This is a genomic window from Nocardiopsis alba (assembly GCF_000710955.1).
In the GTDB taxonomy this organism is placed as follows: domain Bacteria; phylum Actinomycetota; class Actinomycetes; order Streptosporangiales; family Streptosporangiaceae; genus Nocardiopsis; species Nocardiopsis alba.
Genome location: NZ_BAZE01000002.1, coordinates 377,787 through 397,034 on the forward strand (window position 1 = coordinate 377,787; position 19,248 = coordinate 397,034).

Annotated in this window: 20 protein-coding genes; 17 read left to right on the forward strand and 3 right to left on the reverse strand. The window is 71.9% G+C overall.

Annotated elements, in window-relative coordinates; all coding sequences use genetic code 11:
- Positions 1-34: 34 nt before the first annotated feature.
- A complete protein-coding gene (locus TR33_RS05115) occupies positions 35-1,414 on the forward strand; it encodes a VOC family protein (RefSeq protein WP_017534727.1) in 1,380 nt (459 codons plus the stop codon).
- 18 nt (positions 1,415-1,432) lie between these two features.
- Here the strand turns inward: TR33_RS05115 and TR33_RS05120 are convergent, their stop codons facing one another.
- Positions 1,433-1,750, reverse strand: a complete 318-nt coding sequence (locus TR33_RS05120; RefSeq protein WP_017534726.1) for a hypothetical protein — start codon at positions 1,748-1,750, stop codon at positions 1,433-1,435.
- Between the two features lie 64 nt (positions 1,751-1,814).
- Here TR33_RS05120 and TR33_RS05125 point away from each other — a divergent pair, with 64 nt between their 5' ends.
- The 11 genes from TR33_RS05125 (at position 1,815) to TR33_RS05175 (ending at position 12,436) form a co-directional block, all read left to right on the forward strand.
- Positions 1,815-2,447 (forward strand): hypothetical protein, encoded by a 633-nt coding sequence (locus TR33_RS05125; protein ID WP_017534725.1) that lies wholly within the window; start codon positions 1,815-1,817, stop codon positions 2,445-2,447.
- A 111-nt stretch (positions 2,448-2,558) separates the two neighbouring features.
- Positions 2,559-3,212: a GTP cyclohydrolase II gene (locus tag TR33_RS05130; RefSeq protein ID WP_017534724.1), complete on the forward strand. Its 654-nt coding sequence runs from the start codon at positions 2,559-2,561 to the stop codon at positions 3,210-3,212.
- Positions 3,205-3,912 (forward strand): CDP-alcohol phosphatidyltransferase family protein, encoded by a 708-nt coding sequence (locus tag TR33_RS05135; RefSeq protein ID WP_026125028.1) that lies wholly within the window; start codon positions 3,205-3,207, stop codon positions 3,910-3,912. The genes TR33_RS05130 and TR33_RS05135 overlap by 8 nt, the downstream gene beginning before the upstream one ends.
- Before the next feature lie 2 nt (positions 3,913-3,914).
- On the forward strand, positions 3,915-4,913 hold the full coding sequence (locus tag TR33_RS05140; protein ID WP_017534722.1) for a zinc-dependent alcohol dehydrogenase: 999 nt from the start codon (positions 3,915-3,917) through the stop codon (positions 4,911-4,913).
- Between the two features lie 10 nt (positions 4,914-4,923).
- Positions 4,924-5,322 carry a 6-pyruvoyl trahydropterin synthase family protein gene (locus TR33_RS05145; protein WP_014913493.1) on the forward strand — a complete coding sequence of 133 codons (399 nt, stop codon included), beginning with the start codon at positions 4,924-4,926 and terminating at the stop codon, positions 5,320-5,322.
- Positions 5,319-6,341, forward strand: coding sequence for a glycosyltransferase family 4 protein (locus TR33_RS05150; protein WP_017534721.1), 1,023 nt, complete (start codon positions 5,319-5,321; stop codon positions 6,339-6,341). The genes TR33_RS05145 and TR33_RS05150 overlap by 4 nt, the downstream gene beginning before the upstream one ends.
- Before the next feature lie 201 nt (positions 6,342-6,542).
- Positions 6,543-8,204: an MDR family MFS transporter gene (locus tag TR33_RS05155; protein WP_017534720.1), complete on the forward strand. Its 1,662-nt coding sequence runs from the start codon at positions 6,543-6,545 to the stop codon at positions 8,202-8,204.
- A 156-nt stretch (positions 8,205-8,360) separates the two neighbouring features.
- On the forward strand, positions 8,361-9,164 hold the full coding sequence (locus TR33_RS05160; protein WP_014910886.1) for an SAM-dependent methyltransferase: 804 nt from the start codon (positions 8,361-8,363) through the stop codon (positions 9,162-9,164).
- A 134-nt stretch (positions 9,165-9,298) separates the two neighbouring features.
- The gene (locus TR33_RS05165) at positions 9,299-10,396 is read left to right on the forward strand and encodes a methyltransferase domain-containing protein (RefSeq protein WP_017534719.1); all 1,098 of its coding nucleotides are present in this window, start codon (positions 9,299-9,301) and stop codon (positions 10,394-10,396) included.
- Between the two features lie 184 nt (positions 10,397-10,580).
- Positions 10,581-11,435, forward strand: coding sequence for a class I SAM-dependent methyltransferase (locus tag TR33_RS05170; protein ID WP_042281768.1), 855 nt, complete (start codon positions 10,581-10,583; stop codon positions 11,433-11,435).
- Positions 11,432-12,436 carry a lysylphosphatidylglycerol synthase transmembrane domain-containing protein gene (locus tag TR33_RS05175; RefSeq protein WP_052358097.1) on the forward strand — a complete coding sequence of 335 codons (1,005 nt, stop codon included), beginning with the start codon at positions 11,432-11,434 and terminating at the stop codon, positions 12,434-12,436. The genes TR33_RS05170 and TR33_RS05175 overlap by 4 nt, the downstream gene beginning before the upstream one ends.
- Here the strand turns inward: TR33_RS05175 and TR33_RS05180 are convergent.
- Positions 12,347-13,060 carry a creatininase family protein gene (locus TR33_RS05180; protein WP_014910762.1) on the reverse strand — a complete coding sequence of 238 codons (714 nt, stop codon included), beginning with the start codon at positions 13,058-13,060 and terminating at the stop codon, positions 12,347-12,349. The two genes, TR33_RS05175 and TR33_RS05180, sit on opposite strands and share 90 nt — an antisense overlap.
- Before the next feature lie 128 nt (positions 13,061-13,188).
- On the opposite strand from TR33_RS05180, the gene TR33_RS05185 reads away from it, so the two are divergent.
- Entirely contained in the window at positions 13,189-13,533 is a 345-nt protein-coding gene (locus tag TR33_RS05185; RefSeq protein WP_042281770.1) for a cupin domain-containing protein, read from the forward strand.
- Positions 13,534-13,590: 57 nt separating this feature from the next.
- On the opposite strand, the gene TR33_RS05190 is transcribed toward TR33_RS05185, so the two are convergent.
- The gene (locus tag TR33_RS05190) at positions 13,591-14,463 is read right to left on the reverse strand and encodes a MurR/RpiR family transcriptional regulator (RefSeq protein WP_014910646.1); all 873 of its coding nucleotides are present in this window, start codon (positions 14,461-14,463) and stop codon (positions 13,591-13,593) included.
- Positions 14,464-14,574: 111 nt separating this feature from the next.
- Here TR33_RS05190 and TR33_RS05195 point away from each other — a divergent pair, with 111 nt between their 5' ends.
- From TR33_RS05195 to TR33_RS05210, 4 genes are read left to right on the forward strand one after another with little or no spacing between them, the layout of a single operon-like run.
- On the forward strand, positions 14,575-15,753 hold the full coding sequence (locus tag TR33_RS05195; protein ID WP_014912560.1) for a C45 family autoproteolytic acyltransferase/hydrolase: 1,179 nt from the start codon (positions 14,575-14,577) through the stop codon (positions 15,751-15,753).
- Between the two features lie 40 nt (positions 15,754-15,793).
- A complete protein-coding gene (locus TR33_RS05200; RefSeq protein WP_026125027.1) occupies positions 15,794-17,428 on the forward strand; it encodes an ABC transporter substrate-binding protein in 1,635 nt (544 codons plus the stop codon).
- A complete protein-coding gene (locus tag TR33_RS05205) occupies positions 17,425-18,378 on the forward strand; it encodes an ABC transporter permease (RefSeq protein ID WP_017534715.1) in 954 nt (317 codons plus the stop codon). The genes TR33_RS05200 and TR33_RS05205 overlap by 4 nt, the downstream gene beginning before the upstream one ends.
- Positions 18,375-19,244: an ABC transporter permease gene (locus tag TR33_RS05210; protein WP_042281772.1), complete on the forward strand. Its 870-nt coding sequence runs from the start codon at positions 18,375-18,377 to the stop codon at positions 19,242-19,244. Before TR33_RS05205 ends, TR33_RS05210 begins: the two co-directional genes overlap by 4 nt.
- The last annotated feature ends 4 nt before the right edge of the window (positions 19,245-19,248 follow it).

Genomic DNA, 19,248 nt, shown 5'->3' on the forward strand with positions numbered 1-19,248 from the left:
TCGGGACCCTTTCCGGTAGTGAGATGAGGTTCTCGTGTCCGTCTCTCCGCTCGCCCTTCTGCGCGAGTGGTCCTCCCGTACCGACGGGGCCGCCCTGCGCGGGTTCCTGCTGATCGGCTCCGAACCCGACCTTCCCGAAGTGGAGCGGAACGTCGTTCCGGCCGCGCGGGAGATGGAGGCCTCGGTGGCCGTGCTCGGCGCCGCCGCCCCCGGGACCGAACCCGCGGCCGTCTTCCGCCCCGAACGCTCCCTCGCCCTGATCGAACGCTCCGGCCCCGACCCGCTGCCCGAGCTCGTGCTGCTGGTGGGCGACGAACACGTCGTGGCCGCCTTCGGCGGCGGCGCCCCGGGCCTGGACCTGGACCGTCGACCGTGGTCGGTGCTGCGCGGCGGGCCCGAAGGGGTGCCGTGGGCCTTCGCCGACCTGGGCTCCTGGCTGCGCGAGCGCGCCGCCACCGGCCCGGTCCCCGCCCCGATGGCCGCCCACTTGAACGGGTTCGCCGACCGGCTGGAGGACCTTGTGCTGTCCTGCCCGTTGGAGGACCCGACCCGAGTGGCGCACAACATCGACGGCCCCTTGATCGACCGGTTGCCCGAGGGGCCGGTGGACGAGCTGTGCCTGTACGCGCCGCTGCGCGGCGCCGATCCCGAGGCCCTGCGCGCCCTGACCGGACGCCTGTCGCCGACCTCGGTGGTGCTCGGTGCTCCCGACGACTGGCCCGTGGAGGACGTCGAGGCGGCCCTGCGGAGCCTGGAGGAGATCGGGATCCGGGCCGAGCCGCGCCGGGTGCCCGACGGGGTCCCCCGACACGGCGGTCTCGTCGAGTGGGCGGTGGACGGAAGGCGTTCGGCGCTGACCATCGGCTCCCACCCGCGTTCCCTGGTCCGTCCGGCCGAGGCCGGGCTCGTCCTGGGGGCGATCGTCGCCGCCGATCCGCCGCCGGCCCCCGTCACTCCGGTAACGGAGGAGGGTCGGGAATCCGAGGTGGCCGCGGAGGTGGAGGCGTCGGGCTGGACCCTGGAGTTCGACTCCGGGATCCACCGTGTGCGCGGGAACTTCACCAACCCGGTTCCGGTGGCCGCCCGGATCGCCGAGCTCGTGGCGGAGGGCGACGCGCCGGTCATGGTCCACGCCCAGGGCCCCAAGGCGTGGGCGCTGTTGGTGTGGAGCAGACCGACGATGCTGCTCGCCTCGGCCCCCCGAGGCAGCGCGTGGCGCCTGTACAGCGTCCGCCCGCCCGCCACCCCCTCCTCCCGTCTGGGCGGCGAGGGCCTGTCCCAGGTGGGGCTGGTGCGCACCAGCGCGCCGCTGCACCGGGCCCCGCATCGGGACGTCATCGCCTTCCTGGACACCCTGGGGACCGATCACATCACCCTGTTGGAGAAGGTCGGGTTCCTGGGCAGGACGCTCTGACCGGACCGGTGCCGCGCCTCACCCGCGCCGTCGGGGATCGATCCGACGGAGCAGGCGGCCGATACCGGCCACCGGAGGCGTCCTCGCGGCCCGGGTCCGAAGCGTCTCCCGACGCTCTCGAAGGGGCCCGGCGCCGCCGCGCGCGACGGGGGCGGCCCCGGCGCCCTCCGTGTCCGCTCCGGCCGCGCGGGCCAGAGCCACGCGTTCGTGCAGACGTTCCCTGACCTGGTCGGGGGTGTAGGCACGGCGTCGGCGCTCGGCCCGGGCGATCGCCGCTCCGGTGGCCGCCACACCCACGAACGCGGCCAGCCCCAGGGTCTTCCACCACTTCCTCATGCCCCCACGCTAACCGGCGTGAGCGCTCTTCGCCCTCGGAGGGCGCGGGGGTACGGTGGGCGCTATGAGCCTGTCCCTGGATGAGGCGGTCGAGCTGACGCGGACCGGTGATCTGTGGGTGTTCCGGGGTACCGCCGTACCCGACCGGGCCATCCAGATCACCACGAACAGCCCGGTCAACCATGTCGGCATGTCCGTGGTCATCGACGACCTGCCGCCCTTGATGTGGCACGCGGAGCTGGGCCGCTCCCTCGTCGACATGTGGTCCGGCGTCCATCAACGCGGGGTCCAGCTGCACGATCTGCGCGACGCCGTCCTGGTGTGGGGGCGCCGCTACGGGCAGCGGGGGTGGCTGCGCCAACTCGACCCGGTGGCCGATCGCTCGATGGAGGACGCCGCGCTGCGCACGGTGGCCCGCCTGGACGGGACCCCCTTCCCCTCCACCGCCCGGTTGGCCGGACGGTGGGCTCTGGGCCGGCTCCCCTTCCGCGGACGGGCCCGGGAGCGGAGGTTGGAGACCGCCTACTGCGCCGAGGTGGTGGCCCTGACCTACGAGGAGATGGGGCTGCTCCCCAAGGGGAACCGGCCGGGCTACTACGATCCGGGCCGGTTCTGGAGCGGCGACTCCCTGGAGCTGGAGGACGGCGCCCGGCTCGGCGGGGAGATCCCCGTGGAGCTTCCCGACGCCACCTCCTGATCACCCTCCGTCTCCCGCGTTCCCCCTCGTGGGAGGGGGTCGGGACGTTTCATCTCGCGAGGGAACGGGCAGGCGCCGTGTGTGCCGCCTCCGGCGGTGTGAGGGGGGCAGATGTCAGAACAGTCTCTGGACGCGGAGGCGACCGCGGAGTCCGATCTGGTCCTGCGCAGCGCGCGGTTCCGCTGTGTCGCCTTTCGGGATCCGATCGACCGGTGTGAACACATGGCCCTGGTGCTGGGCCGGATCGGCGACGGCGCCCGGGTGCTCGTGCGGGTGCACTCCGAGTGCGTGACGGGGGACGTCTTCGGCGCGTTGCGATGCGAGTGCGGAGACCAGCTCCAGGCGGCCTTGGACGCGATCGTGGCCGAGGGCCGAGGCGTCCTCGTGTACCTGCGCGGCCAGGAGGGGCGCGGGATCGGTCTGGTGGACAAGGTCCGCACCCAGGTGCTCCAGGACGAACGGGGGCTGGACACGGTGGACTCGGCCACGGCCCTGGGGCTGCCCGTGGACGTCCGCGACTACGGCCCCGCGGCCCGGGTGCTGCGCCATCGAGGGGTGCGTTCGGTCCGGTTGTTGTCCAACAACCCGGACAAGGTGCGCGCTCTGGAGGGCTACGGGGTGAAGGTGGCCGAGCGGGTCCCGCTGCCGGCCCCCGTACGCGAGGAGAACCTCGGCTACCTGACCGCCAAGCGGGACCGGTTGGGTCACGTCCTGCCCCACCTGAACGGGTCCCCTCACCACGGGCCCGGGAACGGCCGTGTCTGATCCGGCCCTACGGCAGGTGGGCGCGGCCCTGTGCGGGCAGGCGGCCCTGCTCGCCGTGCTCGCCGCCGCGCCGGGCCTGGGTCCATGGGGGTGGACGGTCGGGGCACTGTACGCTCTCAGCGCGGTGGGACTGCTCGTGGCCGCGATGCGCCGACACCGACGGTGGACCCTGGGCCCGGCCGACCTGGTGACGTTGACCAGGCTCGTGCTCATCGGCGGGGTGACGGCCCTGGTCGTCGACGGAGGACCGGCCTGGGCCCTGGTGACGTTGGCCGTACCCGCTCTGGCCCTGGACCTGGTGGACGGCCTGGTCGCCAGGAGGACGGGGACGGCCTCCGCGTTCGGGGCCCGGTTCGACATGGAGGCGGACGCCTTCCTGATCCTGGTGCTCAGTGTGCGGGTGGCGTCGTTCCTGGGCCCGTGGGTACTGGTGATCGGAGCGATGCGCTACCTGTTCGGGGTCGCCTCGTGGGCGGCCCCGTGGCTGCGAGGCCCCTTGCCGCCGAGCCGGGCCCGTAAGGCGGTGGCCGCGGCGCAGGGGATCGTGTTGACCGCGGTGGCCTCCGGGGTGCTCCCGGGGTCGGTGTCGGTGGTCGTGGTGGCGGTGGCGGCGGCCGCGCTGTCGTGGTCGTTCGGCCGCGACGTGGTGGGACTGTGGCGGGAGCGTTCACATCGAACGGTCCCGGTCGGAAGGAGCTGAGGATGAGACGGACCGCGCGTGCCTTCTGGGTGCGTTCCCCCGGTGTGGGCGAGGTCCGGGAGGTGGATCTTCCTGCGCCCGGCCCCGACGAGGTGCTGGTGCGCAGCGTGTACTCGGGGATCAGCCGGGGCACCGAGACCCTGGTGTTCGGCGGTGGGGTGCCGCCCAACCAGTACGAGGTGATGCGGGCCCCCTTCCAGGAGGGCGACTTCCCCGGCCCGCTCAAGTACGGCTATCTGAACGTGGGCGTGGTGGAGGAGGGCCCCGACTCCCTGGTGGGGCGGACGGTGTTCACCCTCTACCCGCACCAGACCCGTTTCGTGGTGCCCGCCTCGGCGGTGTCGGTCGTGCCCGAGGACGTACCGGCCGGCCGCGCGGTGTTGGCGGGTGTCGTGGAGACCGCGGTGAACGCGCTCTGGGACGCGGCCCCGCTGGTCGGGGACCGGGTGACGGTGGTCGGCGCGGGCATGGTGGGGTGCTGCGTGGCGCGGCTGGTGTCGCGGACGCCCGGCGCCCGGGTCCAGTTGATCGACGTGGACCCCGAACGCGCGGAGGTCGCCGAACGGCTGGGGGTGGACTTCGCTCTGCCCGAGGCGGCCGAGGGCGGCCGGGACCTGGTCTTCCACACCAGCGCGAGCGAGGCCGGCCTGATCCGTTCCCTGGAGCTGCTCCATCCGGAGGGCGAGGTGGTGGAGCTGAGCTGGTACGGGGACCGCCAGGTGATCCTGCCGTTGGGCGAGGACTTCCACTCGCACCGGCTGGCCGTGCGCGCCAGCCAGGTCGGGATGATCTCGCCGGCCCGACGGTCGCGTTACGACCACTCCGAACGGCTGGCGCTGGCCCTGCGGCTGCTCGCCGATCCGGCCTTCGACGCCCTGCTCAGCGGCCGGAGCGGCTTCGAGGAGCTGCCCGAGGTGCTGCCGGCGTTGGCCGAGGGCCGTCTGTCCGCGTTGTGCCATCGCGTCGTCTACGAACCGGAGAGCGACGGTTCTCTCGTGTGAGGAGGATCTTTTGTTCGGCGTCACCGTCCGCGACCACCTGATGGTCGCGCACAGCTTCAGGGGCGAGGTCTTCGGTCCCGCCCAGGCCCTGCACGGAGCCACCTTCGTGGTGGACGCGACCCTGCGCCGCCCCGATCTGGACCCCGACGGGATCGTGGTCGACATCGGCGCGGCCACCCGTGTGCTGGGCGAGATCGTGGGCGAACTGAACTATCGCAACCTCGACGAGGTCCCCGAGTTCGCCGGGGTGAACACCTCCACCGAGTTCCTGGCCAAGGTGATCGCCGATCGGTTGGCGGAACGGATCCACGCGGGCGGGCTGGGCCAGAACGCCCGGGGGCTGGCCTCGCTCTCGATCACCCTGCACGAGTCGCACGTGGCCTGGGCCTCCTACGAACGGGAGCTGTGACGGTCCCGTTCGTGGTGCCGGAGACGGGGGTGCCCAGTGGGGGCACCCTCTACGATCTGCGTCTCTCGCGGGCCTCGTCCGTGTTGGAGACGGTGGCGGTCCCGGGTCCTTGGCCCTCTCCGGGGCCGGAGGGGGCCCGGGCGCTCGCCGCCGTCCTGGACGGGCTCCCCGACGGAGCCCGGGTGGTGGTCGACGGGCTGGTGGCCTGCGGGGTGCCCGAGATCGTCGTTCCGCGCGCCGAACGGCTGCGTCCGGTGGTACTGGTGCACCTGCCGTTGGCCGACGAGACCGGCCTGTCCCCGGAGACCGCCCGGGAACTGGACCTGCGTGAGCGCGCGGTGCTGCGCTCCGGCGCGGCGGTGGTGGCCACCGGCGGGTACGCGGCGCGGCGGCTGCGCGAGCACCATGGGCTGCCTCGGGTCGAGGTGGTGCCGCCGGGGGTCGATCCGGCGCCGCTCGCGCGGGGCCGCGGTTTCGAGGAGGGCCGCGTCGTGGAGGGGGCCGTGCCGCGTCTGCTGTGCGTGGCCTCTCTGACCCCGCGCAAGGGGCACGCGGTGCTGTTCGAGGCCCTTCGGGGGCTGTCGGACCTGGGCTGGGAGTGCGTCTGCGCCGGCCCGGGGACCCCTCTCCCGAACGCCGGGGAGCGGGTGCGTTTCGTCGGACCTCTGGCCGGGGCCGCCTTGGAGGCGGCCTACGACGGCGCCGACCTGGTCGTGCTGCCCTCGCTGATGGAGACCTACGGGATGGTCGTCACCGAGGCGCTGGCCCGGGGGCTGCCGGTGGTGGCCAGTGGGGTGGGCGGGATCCCCGAGGCCTTGGGCCGTTCCCCTGACGGGAGCGTTCCCGGCCTGACGGTACCGCCCGGGGATCCGGCCGCGTTGGCGAGCGCCCTGCGCGCCTGGCTCACCGATCCAGGGCTGCGGCGAGAGCTGCGCGCCTCGGCCCGATCACGTCGTTCGACGCTCACCGGTTGGGCGCACGCGGCCCGGGCGCTGGAGGGCGTTCTGGAGCGGATCTGAGCCCCTCACGCCCCCGCTTTCCCTTTGTTCACCCCCTTCTCCACGCCCAGGAGTGATGTGTCCCAGTTCTCCGGGCTCGCTCGCCTATGCCGTCACCCGGGGTGATATCGTGCAGGGGCTGCAAAAATGCCTACTCTGTATTTTTGCCCCACCAGCAGGTTTTCTCCTTCTGCACGTTCTTCTCTCTCCAGAGGTCAGCCCTTGAGTACTCCTCAGTCACAGGGCACCGAACGTTCGACGGTCAAGCGCAGCCTCACCGGGCTCCTGATCGTGCTGGGCGTGACGATGCTCAGCGGAACGATCGTCTCGGTCGCCCTCCCCCAGATCGTGGGTTCCCTCCAAGGAACCCAGTCCCAGTACACCTGGGTGGTCACCGCGACCCTCCTGGCGTCCACCTCCTCCACCCCGATCTGGGGCAAGCTCGCCGACCTGTTCGACAAGAAGCGCCTGCTCCAGATCTCCATCGTGCTGTTCATCGTGGCCTCCCTGCTGTGCGGCTTCGCGCAGACCACCGGACAGCTCATCGCCTTCCGCGCGATCCAGGGACTGGGCATGGGCGCCTCCCAGGTCCTGGTCCAGGTGATCATCGGCGCGCTGGTCAGCCCCAAGGAACGCGGTCGCCTCAACGGCCTCATCGGCTCGGTCATGGCCGTGGCCACCGTCGGCGGCCCTCTCATCGGCGGCGCCCTCACCGACGCCTCGTGGCTGGGCTGGCGCTGGTGCTTCTTCATCGGCGTTCCCTTCATGCTGGTCGCGATGGTCGTGATCACCCGCACCCTGCACCTGGCCGACGTGCGCCGCCACGACACCCGCGTCGACTACGTGGGCGCCACCCTCATCGCCGCCGGTGTCAGCACCCTGCTGCTGTGGGTCACCTTCGTGGGCGGCTCCTTCGACTGGATCTCCTGGCAGAGCGGCGCGATGGTCGCGGGCGGCCTCGTCCTGCTGGCCCTGGCCGTGTGGGTGGAGAACCGGGTCTCCCAGCCGGTCATCCCACTGCACCTGGTGGTGCGCCGCGAGACCGCCATCGCCATCCTCGCCAGCGTCGCCGTGGGCATGGCGATGTTCGGCGGAGCGGTCTTCCTCGGCCAGTACTTCCAGCTCTCCCGCGGCTACTCCCCCACCGCGGCCGGCCTGCTCACCACCCCGCTCATGCTCGGCACCATGGGCGCCTCCACCGTCGCCGGATGGATGGTCTCCCGTTCGGGCCGGGTCAAGCCCTACGTGCTCACCGGTCTGACCACGCTGACGCTCGGCTTCCTGCTGCTGTCCACCATCGACGCCTCCACCTCGCTGCTCGTGGTCTCCCTCGGGATGCTCGCCGTCGGCCTGGGCGTGGGCATGTCGATGCAGAACCTGGTCCTGGTCGTCCAGAACTCGGTCCCGCTGAGCGAGCTCGGCGCGGCCAGCGGCGCGATCACGTTCTTCCGCTCCCTGGGCGGCACCATCGGGGTGTCGGTGCTCGGCGCGATCCTCGCCTCACGGGTGAGCTCGAACATCACCTCGCGGCTGGACGAGATGGGCGTCCCCACCGACGGGGGCGGGGCCGACGCCGGAACCCTCGATCTGGCGGGCATGCCTCCGTTCCTGAGGCAGATCGTGGAGAACGCCTATGGTTCGGCCACCGGCGACCTCTTCCTCGTCGCCGCCGGGATCGCCGTCTTCGGGCTGATCGTGGCGTTCTTCCTGCCCGACGTGCGACTCCGCGACACCATCGACCTCCCCGGTGAGGAAGAGGAGCCGGTTTCGAGCACGACCGATACCGATGTTCCTCCAGGTCCGGAAGAGCGGAACATGCGGCGTGCGACGCACCGTGACGAGAAGGGTCCGGTGCGCGACGAGACGGACCCTCTGCCCTCCTGACCTGGTAGCCCGTCTCTCGAAGGGGGACCGGGTCCCTTCGAGAGACGGAAAGCCCGGCGGCGCCGGGCTTTCCGGGTTGCGCGGGAGGCCGGGGGCCATCAGACTTCGGATGCCGCCCGGTTTCGCACGAACCGGCCCCCGATTCGAAAGGCCCCCATGACGGACACCCCCATCGACACCACCGTCGCCCACACCGCCCGCGTGTGGAACTACTGGCTCGGGGGCAAGGACAACTACCCCGTCGACCGAGAGATCGGCGACCGGGTCAAGGAGCTCTTCCCCGAGATCACCGAGATCGCCGTCGGCGACCGGCTGTTCCTGCGGCGCGCGGTGACGTACGCGATCCAGGAGGAGGGCATCCGCCAGTTCCTGGACGTCGGCACGGGTCTTCCCACCGCGAACAACACCCACGAGGTGGCCCAGGCCCTGGCCCCCGAGTCGCACGTGGTCTACGTCGACAACGACCCCCTGGTCCTGACCCACGCGCGCGCCCTGCTGGTGGGCCACGAGGAGGGCCGGACCCAGTTCGTCGGCGAGGACCTGCGCGACACCGAGGCCGTCCTGAAGGCCGCGCGCGAGACCCTGGACTTCGACAAGCCGATCCTGCTCACCCTCATGGGCACCATGGGCCACTTCGAGCCCGAGGCGGCGATCGAACTCGTCAAGACCTACGTGGACGCCCTTCCGGCGGGCAGCCTGCTGGCCGTGTGCGACGGCGTCTACTCCGGCGAGGAGGGCGACGCCCCGGACGAGAACGCCCGCGCGGGCATGAGCCTGTGGCAGGAGCACGTCGCCCAGCCCTACATCATGCGCACGCTTCCGGAGTTCAGCGCCTACTTCGACGGCCTCGACCTGGTGGACCCCGGCGTGGTGTCGGTGTTCCGCTGGCGCCCCGAGCCCTCCGAGCTGGGTTCCATCCGCGACCTGCCCCAGTACGCCGGTCTGGCCAAGAAGCCCTGACCCTCGAGACCCCCGGGAGGGGCCGGGCCCGCACGGGCCCGGCCCCTCCCCCGTTCCACGATCCACAGGTGAGCGACGGGGCTTCACGGGGAACGAGTACCGACGGTACCGGGATCATCAGGGGGAGATGTCGAGTGACGGACCTGTACGACCTTCACGCGCGGCTCGTGGCCCGGCTCGACACGACCGAGGCGATCCGGGCCGCGTTCGCCGACCACCCACGCCACCGGTACGTGCCCGATCTGATCTGGCCCGACGCGAACGGGCTGCCGCTGCGGCGCACGGCCGATCCCGAGCGGTGGGTCTCCTGTGTCTACGCCTTCGCGCCGGTCACCACGCAGGCCGACGACGGGGGCTCCGGGCCGGTAAACACCCCTTCCTCGTCCTCGTCCCATCCCCAGGTGATGGCGGACATGATCCGCGCGGCCCGGGTGGGCCCCGGCGACCGTGTGCTGGAGATCGGTACGGGCACCGGCTGGAACGCGGCGATCCTGTCCTCGCTGGTCGGCCCCACCGGCTCGGTCACCTCGGTGGAGATCGATCCGGACGTCGCCGCCCACGCGCGGGGGCGACTCGACGCGACCGGGGTCCGGGTCGTCCACGGCGCCGAGATCCCCGAGGGCGGATACGACGCGATCATCGCCACCTGCGCGGTGAGCCGGGTGCCCGAGGAGTGGATCGCGAGTGTCCCGGTCGGCGCGCCGATCGTCGTCCCCTGGGCGCCCTCCTCCGAACACGAATCCACACCCGTGGCGGCCCTGCGGGTGCGGGACGACGGGAGCGCCTACGGGCCCTTCGTCCGCGACGCCGTGTTCATGCACGACCGGACCCAGCGCGTCTCCGAGTCCCCCTTCCCCGGAATCGGGGCGGAGCCCGAGTACGAACGGCGACTCTCGGCGACCTCGGACGCGCTGATCGACGACCGTCTGCTCACCCGGCTCATGCTCATGCTCCCCGGCGTGCGCCCGGGCGTGGGCGCACGCCCCTTCGAGGGGGACATCGGACGGATCGTCCATCTCGGCACCGCGGACGCCTCCTGGGCCTACGTGTGGCCCGACGGTACCGTCACCGGCGGCGGAGAACGCGACCTGTTCGGGGAACTGGCCGCCGCCTACGATGCCCTGACCGAGGCGGGCCGGCCGCCCCTGGAGACGTTCTCCCTGGAGGTGGACCCGAAGAACGGGGTCCGGCGGGTCCGCGCCCCGGACCTGGGCGTATGGGAACACCGCTGAGCCGCCCAGGACTCGGTACTCCGTTGAAGCCGGCCTCTCTCGGGTAGGACCCCGAGGACACACCCGATCGTGTCCGCCCCGAAGGGGAGCGCGCTCGGGCGTTCGGCCCATCCGGGCCGACCCGAGCCGGCAGGCTGGGGGAAAGACGCCCGTCCGCGGCCGCGTCCCGCTCGGAGGAGCCCCGTTGAACCCACCATCCGACCACCTCTCCTCGACCTTCGCCCCGGAGTGGTTGTCCCTGCGCGAGGAGGCCGACGCCGAGGCCCGTTCCACCGCCCCGTTGGACCCGCTCCGGGTCCATCTCACCGGGCGGGGGTCGCGGGCCGACCGTCCTCCGTTGAGGATCGCCGACCTGGGGTGCGGGACCGGCTCTCAGGGGCGCTGGCTGGCCCCTCGGCTGCACGGCCCGCAGAGCTGGAGCCTCTACGACCTGGACTCGAACCTGTTGGACCTGGCCGGGGCGTCCATGCCGGTGGCCGGCGCGGACGGGTCCGAGGTCGGTGCCCGCATGTACCGACGGGATCTGCGTTCCCTCACCGCGCGGGATCTGGCCGAGGTCGACCTGGTGACCGGCTCGGCGTTGCTGGACCTGTTGTCCTTCGACGAGGTGGCGGCGCTGGTGCGGGCCGTGACGGGGGCCGGGGGCGCGGCGCTGTTCACCCTGTCCGTCACCGGGCGGGTGGAGCTGTTCCCGAGCGATCCGGCCGACGCGGCGGTGAACTCCGCCTTCAACGACCACCAGCGTCGCCATGGGGCGTTGGGGCCGGACGCGGTCGTGGTGATGACCGAGCTCTTCGAGAGGTCCGGGTACCGGGTGTCGGCCTCCCCCTCACCGTGGCGGTTGTGTCCCGAACGCGTCCCGCTGACCCTGGCCTGGTTGTCCGGTCGTGTGGAGGCGGCCGTCGAGATGAGGCCGGAGCGGGTGCCAGGGGACTACCTGCACCGTCGGCTGGCCCAGTGCGAACGCGGCGAGCTGGGCGCGGTCGTGCACCACACCGACCTGTTGGCCCTTCCACCGAGGGGGCCGGAGGGCCGGTGAGACCCCGGCCGACCGTTCCGGGGGCGTGGTGGCCGCGCCCCTTGATCGGGCTGCTGCTCCTGGCCGGGGTGGTGTGGTGGTCTCCGTTGGACGCCCTCACCGACGCCTTCGAGGCGATCGACGTCGGCCTCGCGCTCTCGGCGTTGGGGATCGGCCTGGCCACCACCGTCCTGTGCGCGGCCCGGTGGTGGACGGTGGCGCGTGGAACGGGGCTGTGTCTTCCCTGGTCGCGGGCGGTGGGCGACTACTACCGGGCCGTCTTCCTGAACGCGGTGCTGCCCTCCGGGGTGCTCGGCGACGTGCACCGGGCGATCGATCATGGTCGTGACGCGGGCGACGTGCCCCGAGGGGTGCGCGCGGTGGTCCTGGAGCGGATGGCCGGTCAGGTGGTGTTGGCGGCGGCCGGGGCGGTCGCGTTGTTCGTCCTGCCCGCCGCGTCGACGGGCCCGGGCGTGGTCACGGTGGCGGTCTGGGCCGGGGTGGCGGGGCTGGTGGCGGCGGTGGCCGTAGGCGCGCCCCGGCTCGGGCGGCGGCGCGACGCGCTCTGGTGGCGGGTCCTGACGGAGACGGCCCGGGACGTGCGGAACGGGCTGTGCACCAGGACCACCGGTCCGGCGGTCCTGGTGCTGTCGGTGGCGGCCCTGGCCGGCCACGTGACCCTGTTCGTGCTGGCCGCCCGGGCTGCCGGGGTCACCGAGCCCGTGGGGATGCTGCTGCCTCCGGCCGTGGCCGCTCTGATCGCGATGAGCGTCCCCGCCGGGGTGGGCGGTTGGGGTCCGCGTGAGGCGGTGACCGCGTTGGTCTTCGGTGCCGTGGGGCTGGGGGCGTCCGTCGGGTTGACGGTGTCCGTGGTCTACGGGCTGCTCGCGCTGGTGGCCTCACTGCCCGGCGGGGTGGTGTTCCTGTGGCGCCTACTTCGGGTCGAGGACCGCCAGGTAGGCGGAGAACCCCTTGACCAGGGCCGAGAGCAGGTCCCGCCCCTTGACGGCCGTGGCGCGTGAGGGCTGTCCGACGACCCCGGAACGGGTGTAGCGGGCCAGGCCGGTGGTGAGCATCAGGTCGCGCCGGTCGGCGAGGTGGTCGGCCTCCTGGTAGCCGGTGCGGACCAGGTCGGGGCGCGCGTGCAGCAGGACCGAGGTCTCCAGCTCCCCCGCGTGCATGTCGCGGTCGTTGGTGGTGCGCATGCCCGCGCTCTTGCGCGCGGCCTCCCAGTCGTTCGGGCCGGGGAAGAGCGCCATGTCCCCTCCGGAGGCCTGCACCAGGTTGGCCAGGACGTGGTTGCCCCCGTGGCCGTTGACCACGACCAGTTTGGGCGTCCCGGCGGCCCGGAGGGAGTCGGCCACGTCGGAGACCATGGCGTGCAGGGTGGGCGCCGAGACGCTGACCGTGCCGGGCCAGGAGGCGTGCTCGTGCGAGCAGCCGAAGGTGATGGGGGGCAGGAGGCGCAGCCCCGGGTTGGCGTCGGCCAGGGACTGCGCCAGCGCGGAGGCCACGATGGTGTCCGTGGTCAACGGCAGGTGGGGGCCGTGCTGTTCGAGGCTTCCGACGGGCAGCAGCGCCACCCGGGAGGAGGCGCGGCCCTCGTCCTCACTGGTGGTCGACGGTAGGGGATCGGAGAAGTCCATGGGGGACATTCTCCCCATCTCCCCCAGGAGGAGACAACGACCCCCGACCGTGGCGAAGCCCTTGACCTCGACTCGACTTGAGGTGTTCGACTGAACGTCGACCGTGTCCGTTCGGATGAAGGAGCAGGATGTCCCACTCGGGAGAAGGGGCCCGTCGGTTCTCCGCGAAGGAGGTCGAGGGTTGGCAGGACCTGGGCGATCACGGAATCCGGATCGGCCCCGTGGTCACGAAGGAGGAGGGCGGCCCGCTGAGCGCCTACTACGCCCGGTTCGATCGTGGAGAGGTCGCGACGTTGCCCGCACACTACGAGGAGGTGTGGGTCGTCGTCTCCGGAGCCATGACACTGCGCACCCCCGACCGCGTCGTGACGGCGGGCCCCGGCGACCTCCTGCACGTCCCGGAGCACTCCCCGGGCGAGCTGCGCGCGGAGGAGGACACCGAGCTCGCCTGCGTGTCGGTCCCCGCCCACTGAACGAGGAATCCGTACGAGCGCGACCCCCTCGCCGACCGGCGGTGGGGGTCCGCGTCGTCAGTGGCCCAGGCGCCCGCGCCAGGCGGTGAGTTCGTGGGAGGTGCGCACGGCCCGGTCCGGGTGGACGGTGGTCACCGCCTGGACGAGGGCGTCGGCGACGATGATGCCGGTCAGCGCCTCGGCGGTCATGCCGGTGGGGGTGTGCGGGGCGGACAGGACGATGTCGACTCCGTCCCGGAGCTCATCGGCGAGTTCGTCGGTCACCAGGATCGATCGGGCGCCCACCGCGCGGGCCCGTTCGAAGAGCACCTCGACCTCGGGCAGGACGCGTCCGGGCGCGAAGACGACGACGGCGTCGCCCCTGTGGACGCCCAGCAGGTCGTCGGCCAGGCGGAAGCCGTCCGTGTCGATGGGGCGGGCGCGGGCGCCGATCCGGTTGAGTTTGAGGGCCAGGTGTTCGGCGGCGATGTTGGAGGAGCCGACTCCGTAGGCGAGGGTCTGTTCGGCCTCGGCCAGGACCTCCACGGCCCGGGTGAGTTCTTCGGAGGAGGTGGCCGTGCGGACGTGTTCGACGCGGTCGCGCGCCTCGTCGACGACCCGCCCCCACAGGGAGGTGAAGTCCCGGCCCATGCGGTCGATCCGTTCGCGCAGCCGTACCTCCGGGGCGACCTCGGAGGTGAAGGGGGCGGCGATCTCCTGTTTGAGGGCGGGCAGTCCGGTGTACCCGAGTCGGCGCAGGGTCCGGATGACGCTGGCGTTGCTGGTGCCGCTGGCGGAACCGAGCTCTTGGGCGTTGGAGTAGAGGATCTGTTCGACCGGCGAGGCCGTGAGCAGGCGACACACGGATCGTTCGGCCGGGGAGAGGTCGTCCCAGTGGGTGCGCACCAGGGTGTGGAGCCGTTCCAGGCCCGGGTTCGAAGAACTATTCATTACAGCTCTTGACTGTGGCGTATCACTCATTACACTCCTGAAGAAACGTTCGTTTCAACTATTCATGTCCTCGTAATGAATGTTACAGGACGTGTTCGGGGGAGCACCACCATGACCGAACCCACGCCGCGAACGGCATCGGGCCTGCCGCTCGTCGAGATCTCCGGCGGTCCGCGCGAACGCGGCATCGCCTACGGAGAGGCCGCGCGGGAGCAGATCGTCGCCGCCATGGGCTTCTACGAGCGCGCCTTCACCCAGCAGACCGGGCTGAGCTGGGGCGGCGTCCTCGACCGCGCCCGCGGCTGGCTCGACCCCTGCCGCGCCTTCGACGCCGACATGGTCACCGAGATGGAGGGCATCGCCGAGGGCGCCGGGGTCGACCTCCTCGACATCATGGCGCTCAACGTGCGCGGAGAGATCATCTACGACTCCTCCTTCCGCACCATGCCCGCGGCCACCGAGACCGACGACCGGGACGCCTCGGACGGCTGCACCTCGTTCGCCCTGGCCGAGGGCGCCTCGGGCGACGGCCACGTCTACGCCGGACAGAACTGGGACTGGCGGCACGGCACCACCGACACCATCCTGATGCTCCGCGTGGTCCAGCCGCCCAAGCCCACGCTCATCATGCAGGTCGAGGCCGGACAGGTCGGCCGGCACGGGGCCAACTCCGCCGGTATCGCGCTCAACGCCAACGGCCTCGGGGGACGCTTCGGCTCGGCCGTCGGCGTGCCCCAGACCCTCATCCGCCGCCGTGTCCTGGACTCCGCCCGACTCTCCGACGCCCTGAACGTGCTGGTCAAGACGCGCGCCCACATCGCCAGCAACGCGCTGCTGACCCACGAATCCGGTTTCGCGATCGACGTCGAGACCACCCCTGGCCCCTGCCAGTGGATGTACCCCGACGGCGAGGGTCTGCTCGTGCACGGCAACCACTACCAGGCCGGTATCCCGCCCCAGCTCGCCGAGGCCTACCGCCCGCTGGCCACCGACTCGCTCATCCGTGTGCCCCGGGCCCGACGCGGGCTGGACGCCGTCCGCGACGCCCGAAGCCCCGAACAGGTGCGGGCCGCCGTCCACGCGGCCATGTCCGACCACCTCGGCCACCCCGAGTCCCTGTGCACCCACCCCGACCCCGCCGCCCCCGAGGTACGCCGCTGGTCCACCCTGCTCTCCAGCCTCGTCGACCTCACCAGCGGCGAATACCGCGTCACCGCCGGAAACCCCTGCGAGAACGCCTACGAGCTCATGCCCTGGAACCTCTACGACGGCCCGGGCCCACGGAGCTGACCCCATCATTCGTATCCCCCTTTCCCTGGAGAAGACCGTTGTGAAGGACAGAGCACCACGCCGCTCCCGAGCGGTGATCCCCGCCGCCGTCCTCGCGCTCGCCGTGACCGCCTGTACGGCCCCGCCCGCGGGCACGGAGATCGACCTGACCACCACCACCGCCGCGCCCGCCGGAGAGCTGGACTCGGTGACCTGGATGCTCCCCTCCGAGCCCACGTCACTGGACCTGGACGCCAACGGCGGCACCGCGCAGAACACCGTCCTCGCCAACGTCTGCGAGCGGCTCATGCGGGTGGCGCCCGACCTCTCGATCGGCCCCGGCCTGGCCGAGTACGCCGAATGGGAGGACGACGACACCGTCGTCTTCCGGCTGAACCCCGACGCCGCCTTCCGCGACGGCGCCCCGATCACCGCGGACGACGTGGTGTGGAGCATGGAGCGCCACTCCGCGGAGGGCGCGGAGGAGTCCGACGAGTACACCAACGTCGAACGGATCGAGGCGACCGGGGAGCGCGAGGTCACCGTGACCATGACCCAGCGCGACGCCGTGTTCGTGCCCGCCATGGCCGGGAACGGCGGCATCGTCTACGACCGTCGCGCCCTGGAGGCCGACGGCGACGCCTACGGCACGCCCCAGGGCTCGGACGCCTGTACCGGCCCCTACCGGCTCGCCGAGTGGAGCTCGGGCAGCCGGGTCGTGTTGGAACGGGACGACGCCTACTGGAACCCCGAGAAGGCCGCGAACGTGGCCCGGGTCGAGTTCCGCTGGGCCGTCGAGAACGCCGTCGTCAACACCCTGAACACCGGGGAGTCCGACGGCGCCTACCTCGACACCGCCTCGGCGGCCGTCCCGCTGCTGCGCGACGAGACCGTCCAGGTGTACCAGGGGCCCTCCACCAACGTGTGGTCCCTGATCACCACCGAACGCGGCGGCCTGGCCGACCCGCGTCTGCGCCGCGCCCTGTCCCTGGCCCTGGAGCGCGACGGCATCTCGCGCTCGGCCTTCGGCGGGCTGGCCGAACCGTGGTCCACTCCCCTGGGCCCCGGCGGCTGGGGCTACGAGCGGGAACGTTTCGAGGAGGCCTACGAGGCACTCGACGCGGCCCCCTCCGACCCCGGCGAACGTGAACTGGAGGAGGCGCGCGCCCTGGTCGAGGAGGCCGGCGCCCCCGAGGAGCCGCTCGTCATCGCCAACGACGGCGAACCGGCGCGCACCATCATCGCCAACGCCACCGTCGACGCGGCGGCCAAGATCGGGTTGGAGATGCGGATCCTCACCGTGCCCCGACAGCAGTTCGGCAGCTACTACGTCGACCCCGAGCTGCGCGCCCAGGTGGACCTGTTCTCCGACGAGTACTGGATCTCCAAGAACGACCCCGTGGGTTTCTACAAGAACGGCGCCTCCGACGCCGGGGTGAACTACTCCGGTTTCGCCGACGAGGACTACGACCGCCTCGTCAAGGAGGCCCAGGCCGCCACCGACGACGCCGAGAGGGCCGAACTGGCCGTGGAGCTCCAGGAACGCTGGACCGAGGCCATGCCGTGGATCCCCGTCGTCCAGGTGCCCACGACCCTGGCCATGGGACCCGAGGTCACGGGCGCGCCCGCCTCCTCCGCGTTCCTCTTCTATCCGTGGGCCGCCGACCTGGGCGCCCGAGAGGACGAAGGACGATGATCGCGCACGTACTGCGCCGCCTCGGCGGCATGCTCCTGACCCTGGCGGTGGCCTCGGCGCTGATCTTCGGCGCCATGTACGCCGCCCCCGGCGACCCGGTGTCGTTCCTGGTGGGAGACCCCGAGAACGTCACCCCGGAACGGATCGCCGCGGTCCGCGCCGAGTACAACCTCGACCAGCCGCTGCTCGTGCAGTACTGGCTGTGGCTGACCGGAGCCGTCACCGGCGACCTGGGGACCTCGTTCCAGTACAACGCGGCGGTGGGCGACCTCATCCTCACCCGCCTTCCCACCACGGTGTCCCTGGTCGCCTACGCGGCGGTGCTCTTCACCGTCCTGGGCATCGCGTTGGGCGCCCTGTCGGCGGTACGACGGGGCCGTCGTACCGACTCCGCCGTCACCGCGGGCACCACTCTGGCCGCGTCGATCCCGTCGTTCGTCATGGCCATCGCGTTGATCTCCCTGTTCGGCGTCCGGCTGGGCTGGTTCCCGGTGACCGGGCTCGGCGAGGGGTTCATCGGCCGGATCCACCACCTCACCCTGCCCGCGATCGCCCTGGCCACCGGTGCCCTGGCCATCGTCTCCCGGGTCACCCGACAGACGATGGTGGAGCAGTTCGACCTGGAGCACGTCTCGGCGTCGCGGGCCTCGGGGGTCGCCGAGAGGCACGTGGTCCGCCGGCACGTCCTGCGCAACGCCCTGGGCCCCGTGGTGACCATGTGCGGCCTGGTCACCGCGAGCATGCTCAGCGGGACCGTGGTCATCGAGTCGGCGTTCGGTCTCAGCGGTATCGGGGCCCTGCTCGTCGACGCCATCAACAACCTCGACTTCCCCGTGGTGCAGGCCGTCCTGCTGTGCATGGTGGTCGCCTACATGGGGGTCACGACCCTGATCGACCTCGTGCACCCGTTGCTGGACCCGCGGGTCCGTCTCGAAAGGAACAGGGTATGACCGCGCAGTCTCCCACCGGCGCCGTCACCATGGGCGCCGGGATCCGCGACGTCCGAAGGAACGGAGGGCGCGGCGCGCTCTGGGTGAGCTCGGGCTTCCTCGTCGCCGTGGTCCTGGCCGCCCTGTTCGCCCCGGTGGTCGCCCCGGCCGATCCCAACGCCATCGACTTCGGGAACATCTGGGCGCCGCCCGGCGCCGACCACTGGCTGGGCACCGACCAGATGGGGCGCGACCTGCTCTCGCGGGTCGTCCATGGAGCGCGCGAGAGCCTGCTGGGCCCGCTGGCCCTGCTCGTGCTCGCCTCCGTCCTGGGCGTGGCGATGGGGACCCTGGCCGCCTGGCGGCGCGGCTGGGTGGACGTCCTCCTGGCCCGGGTCACCGACGTCATGTACGCCTTTCCCGGGCTCCTGTTCGTGGTGCTCGTGATCGCGGTGTTCGGCAGCGGCATGACCACCGCGGTCGTCGCCCTGGGCCTGGCGTTCACACCGATCATCGCCAAGTTCACCCGCAGCGTCGCGCTGGCCGAATGCTCCAAGCCCTATATCGACGCCTACCGGGTGCAGGGGGTGAGCGGCCTGGTCATCTGCCTGCGCTACCTCATCCCGAACATGGCCCCCGCGTTGCTCGGATATCTGGTCGTGCTCTTCGGCGAGGGGCTGATGAGCCTGGCCACGCTCAGCTTCCTCGGCTTCGGCGCGCAGCCGCCCAGCTCCGAGTGGGGCCTGATGGTCCAGGAGGGGCAGTCCGCGCTCATCCAGGGGGTCCTGTGGCCCGCCCTGGTCCCCGGCGCGGCCATCGCCCTGGTCGTGGTCGCGTTCAACATCGTCGGGGTGCGTGTCGCCGACCGACTGAACTCACGGAGGTAGACGC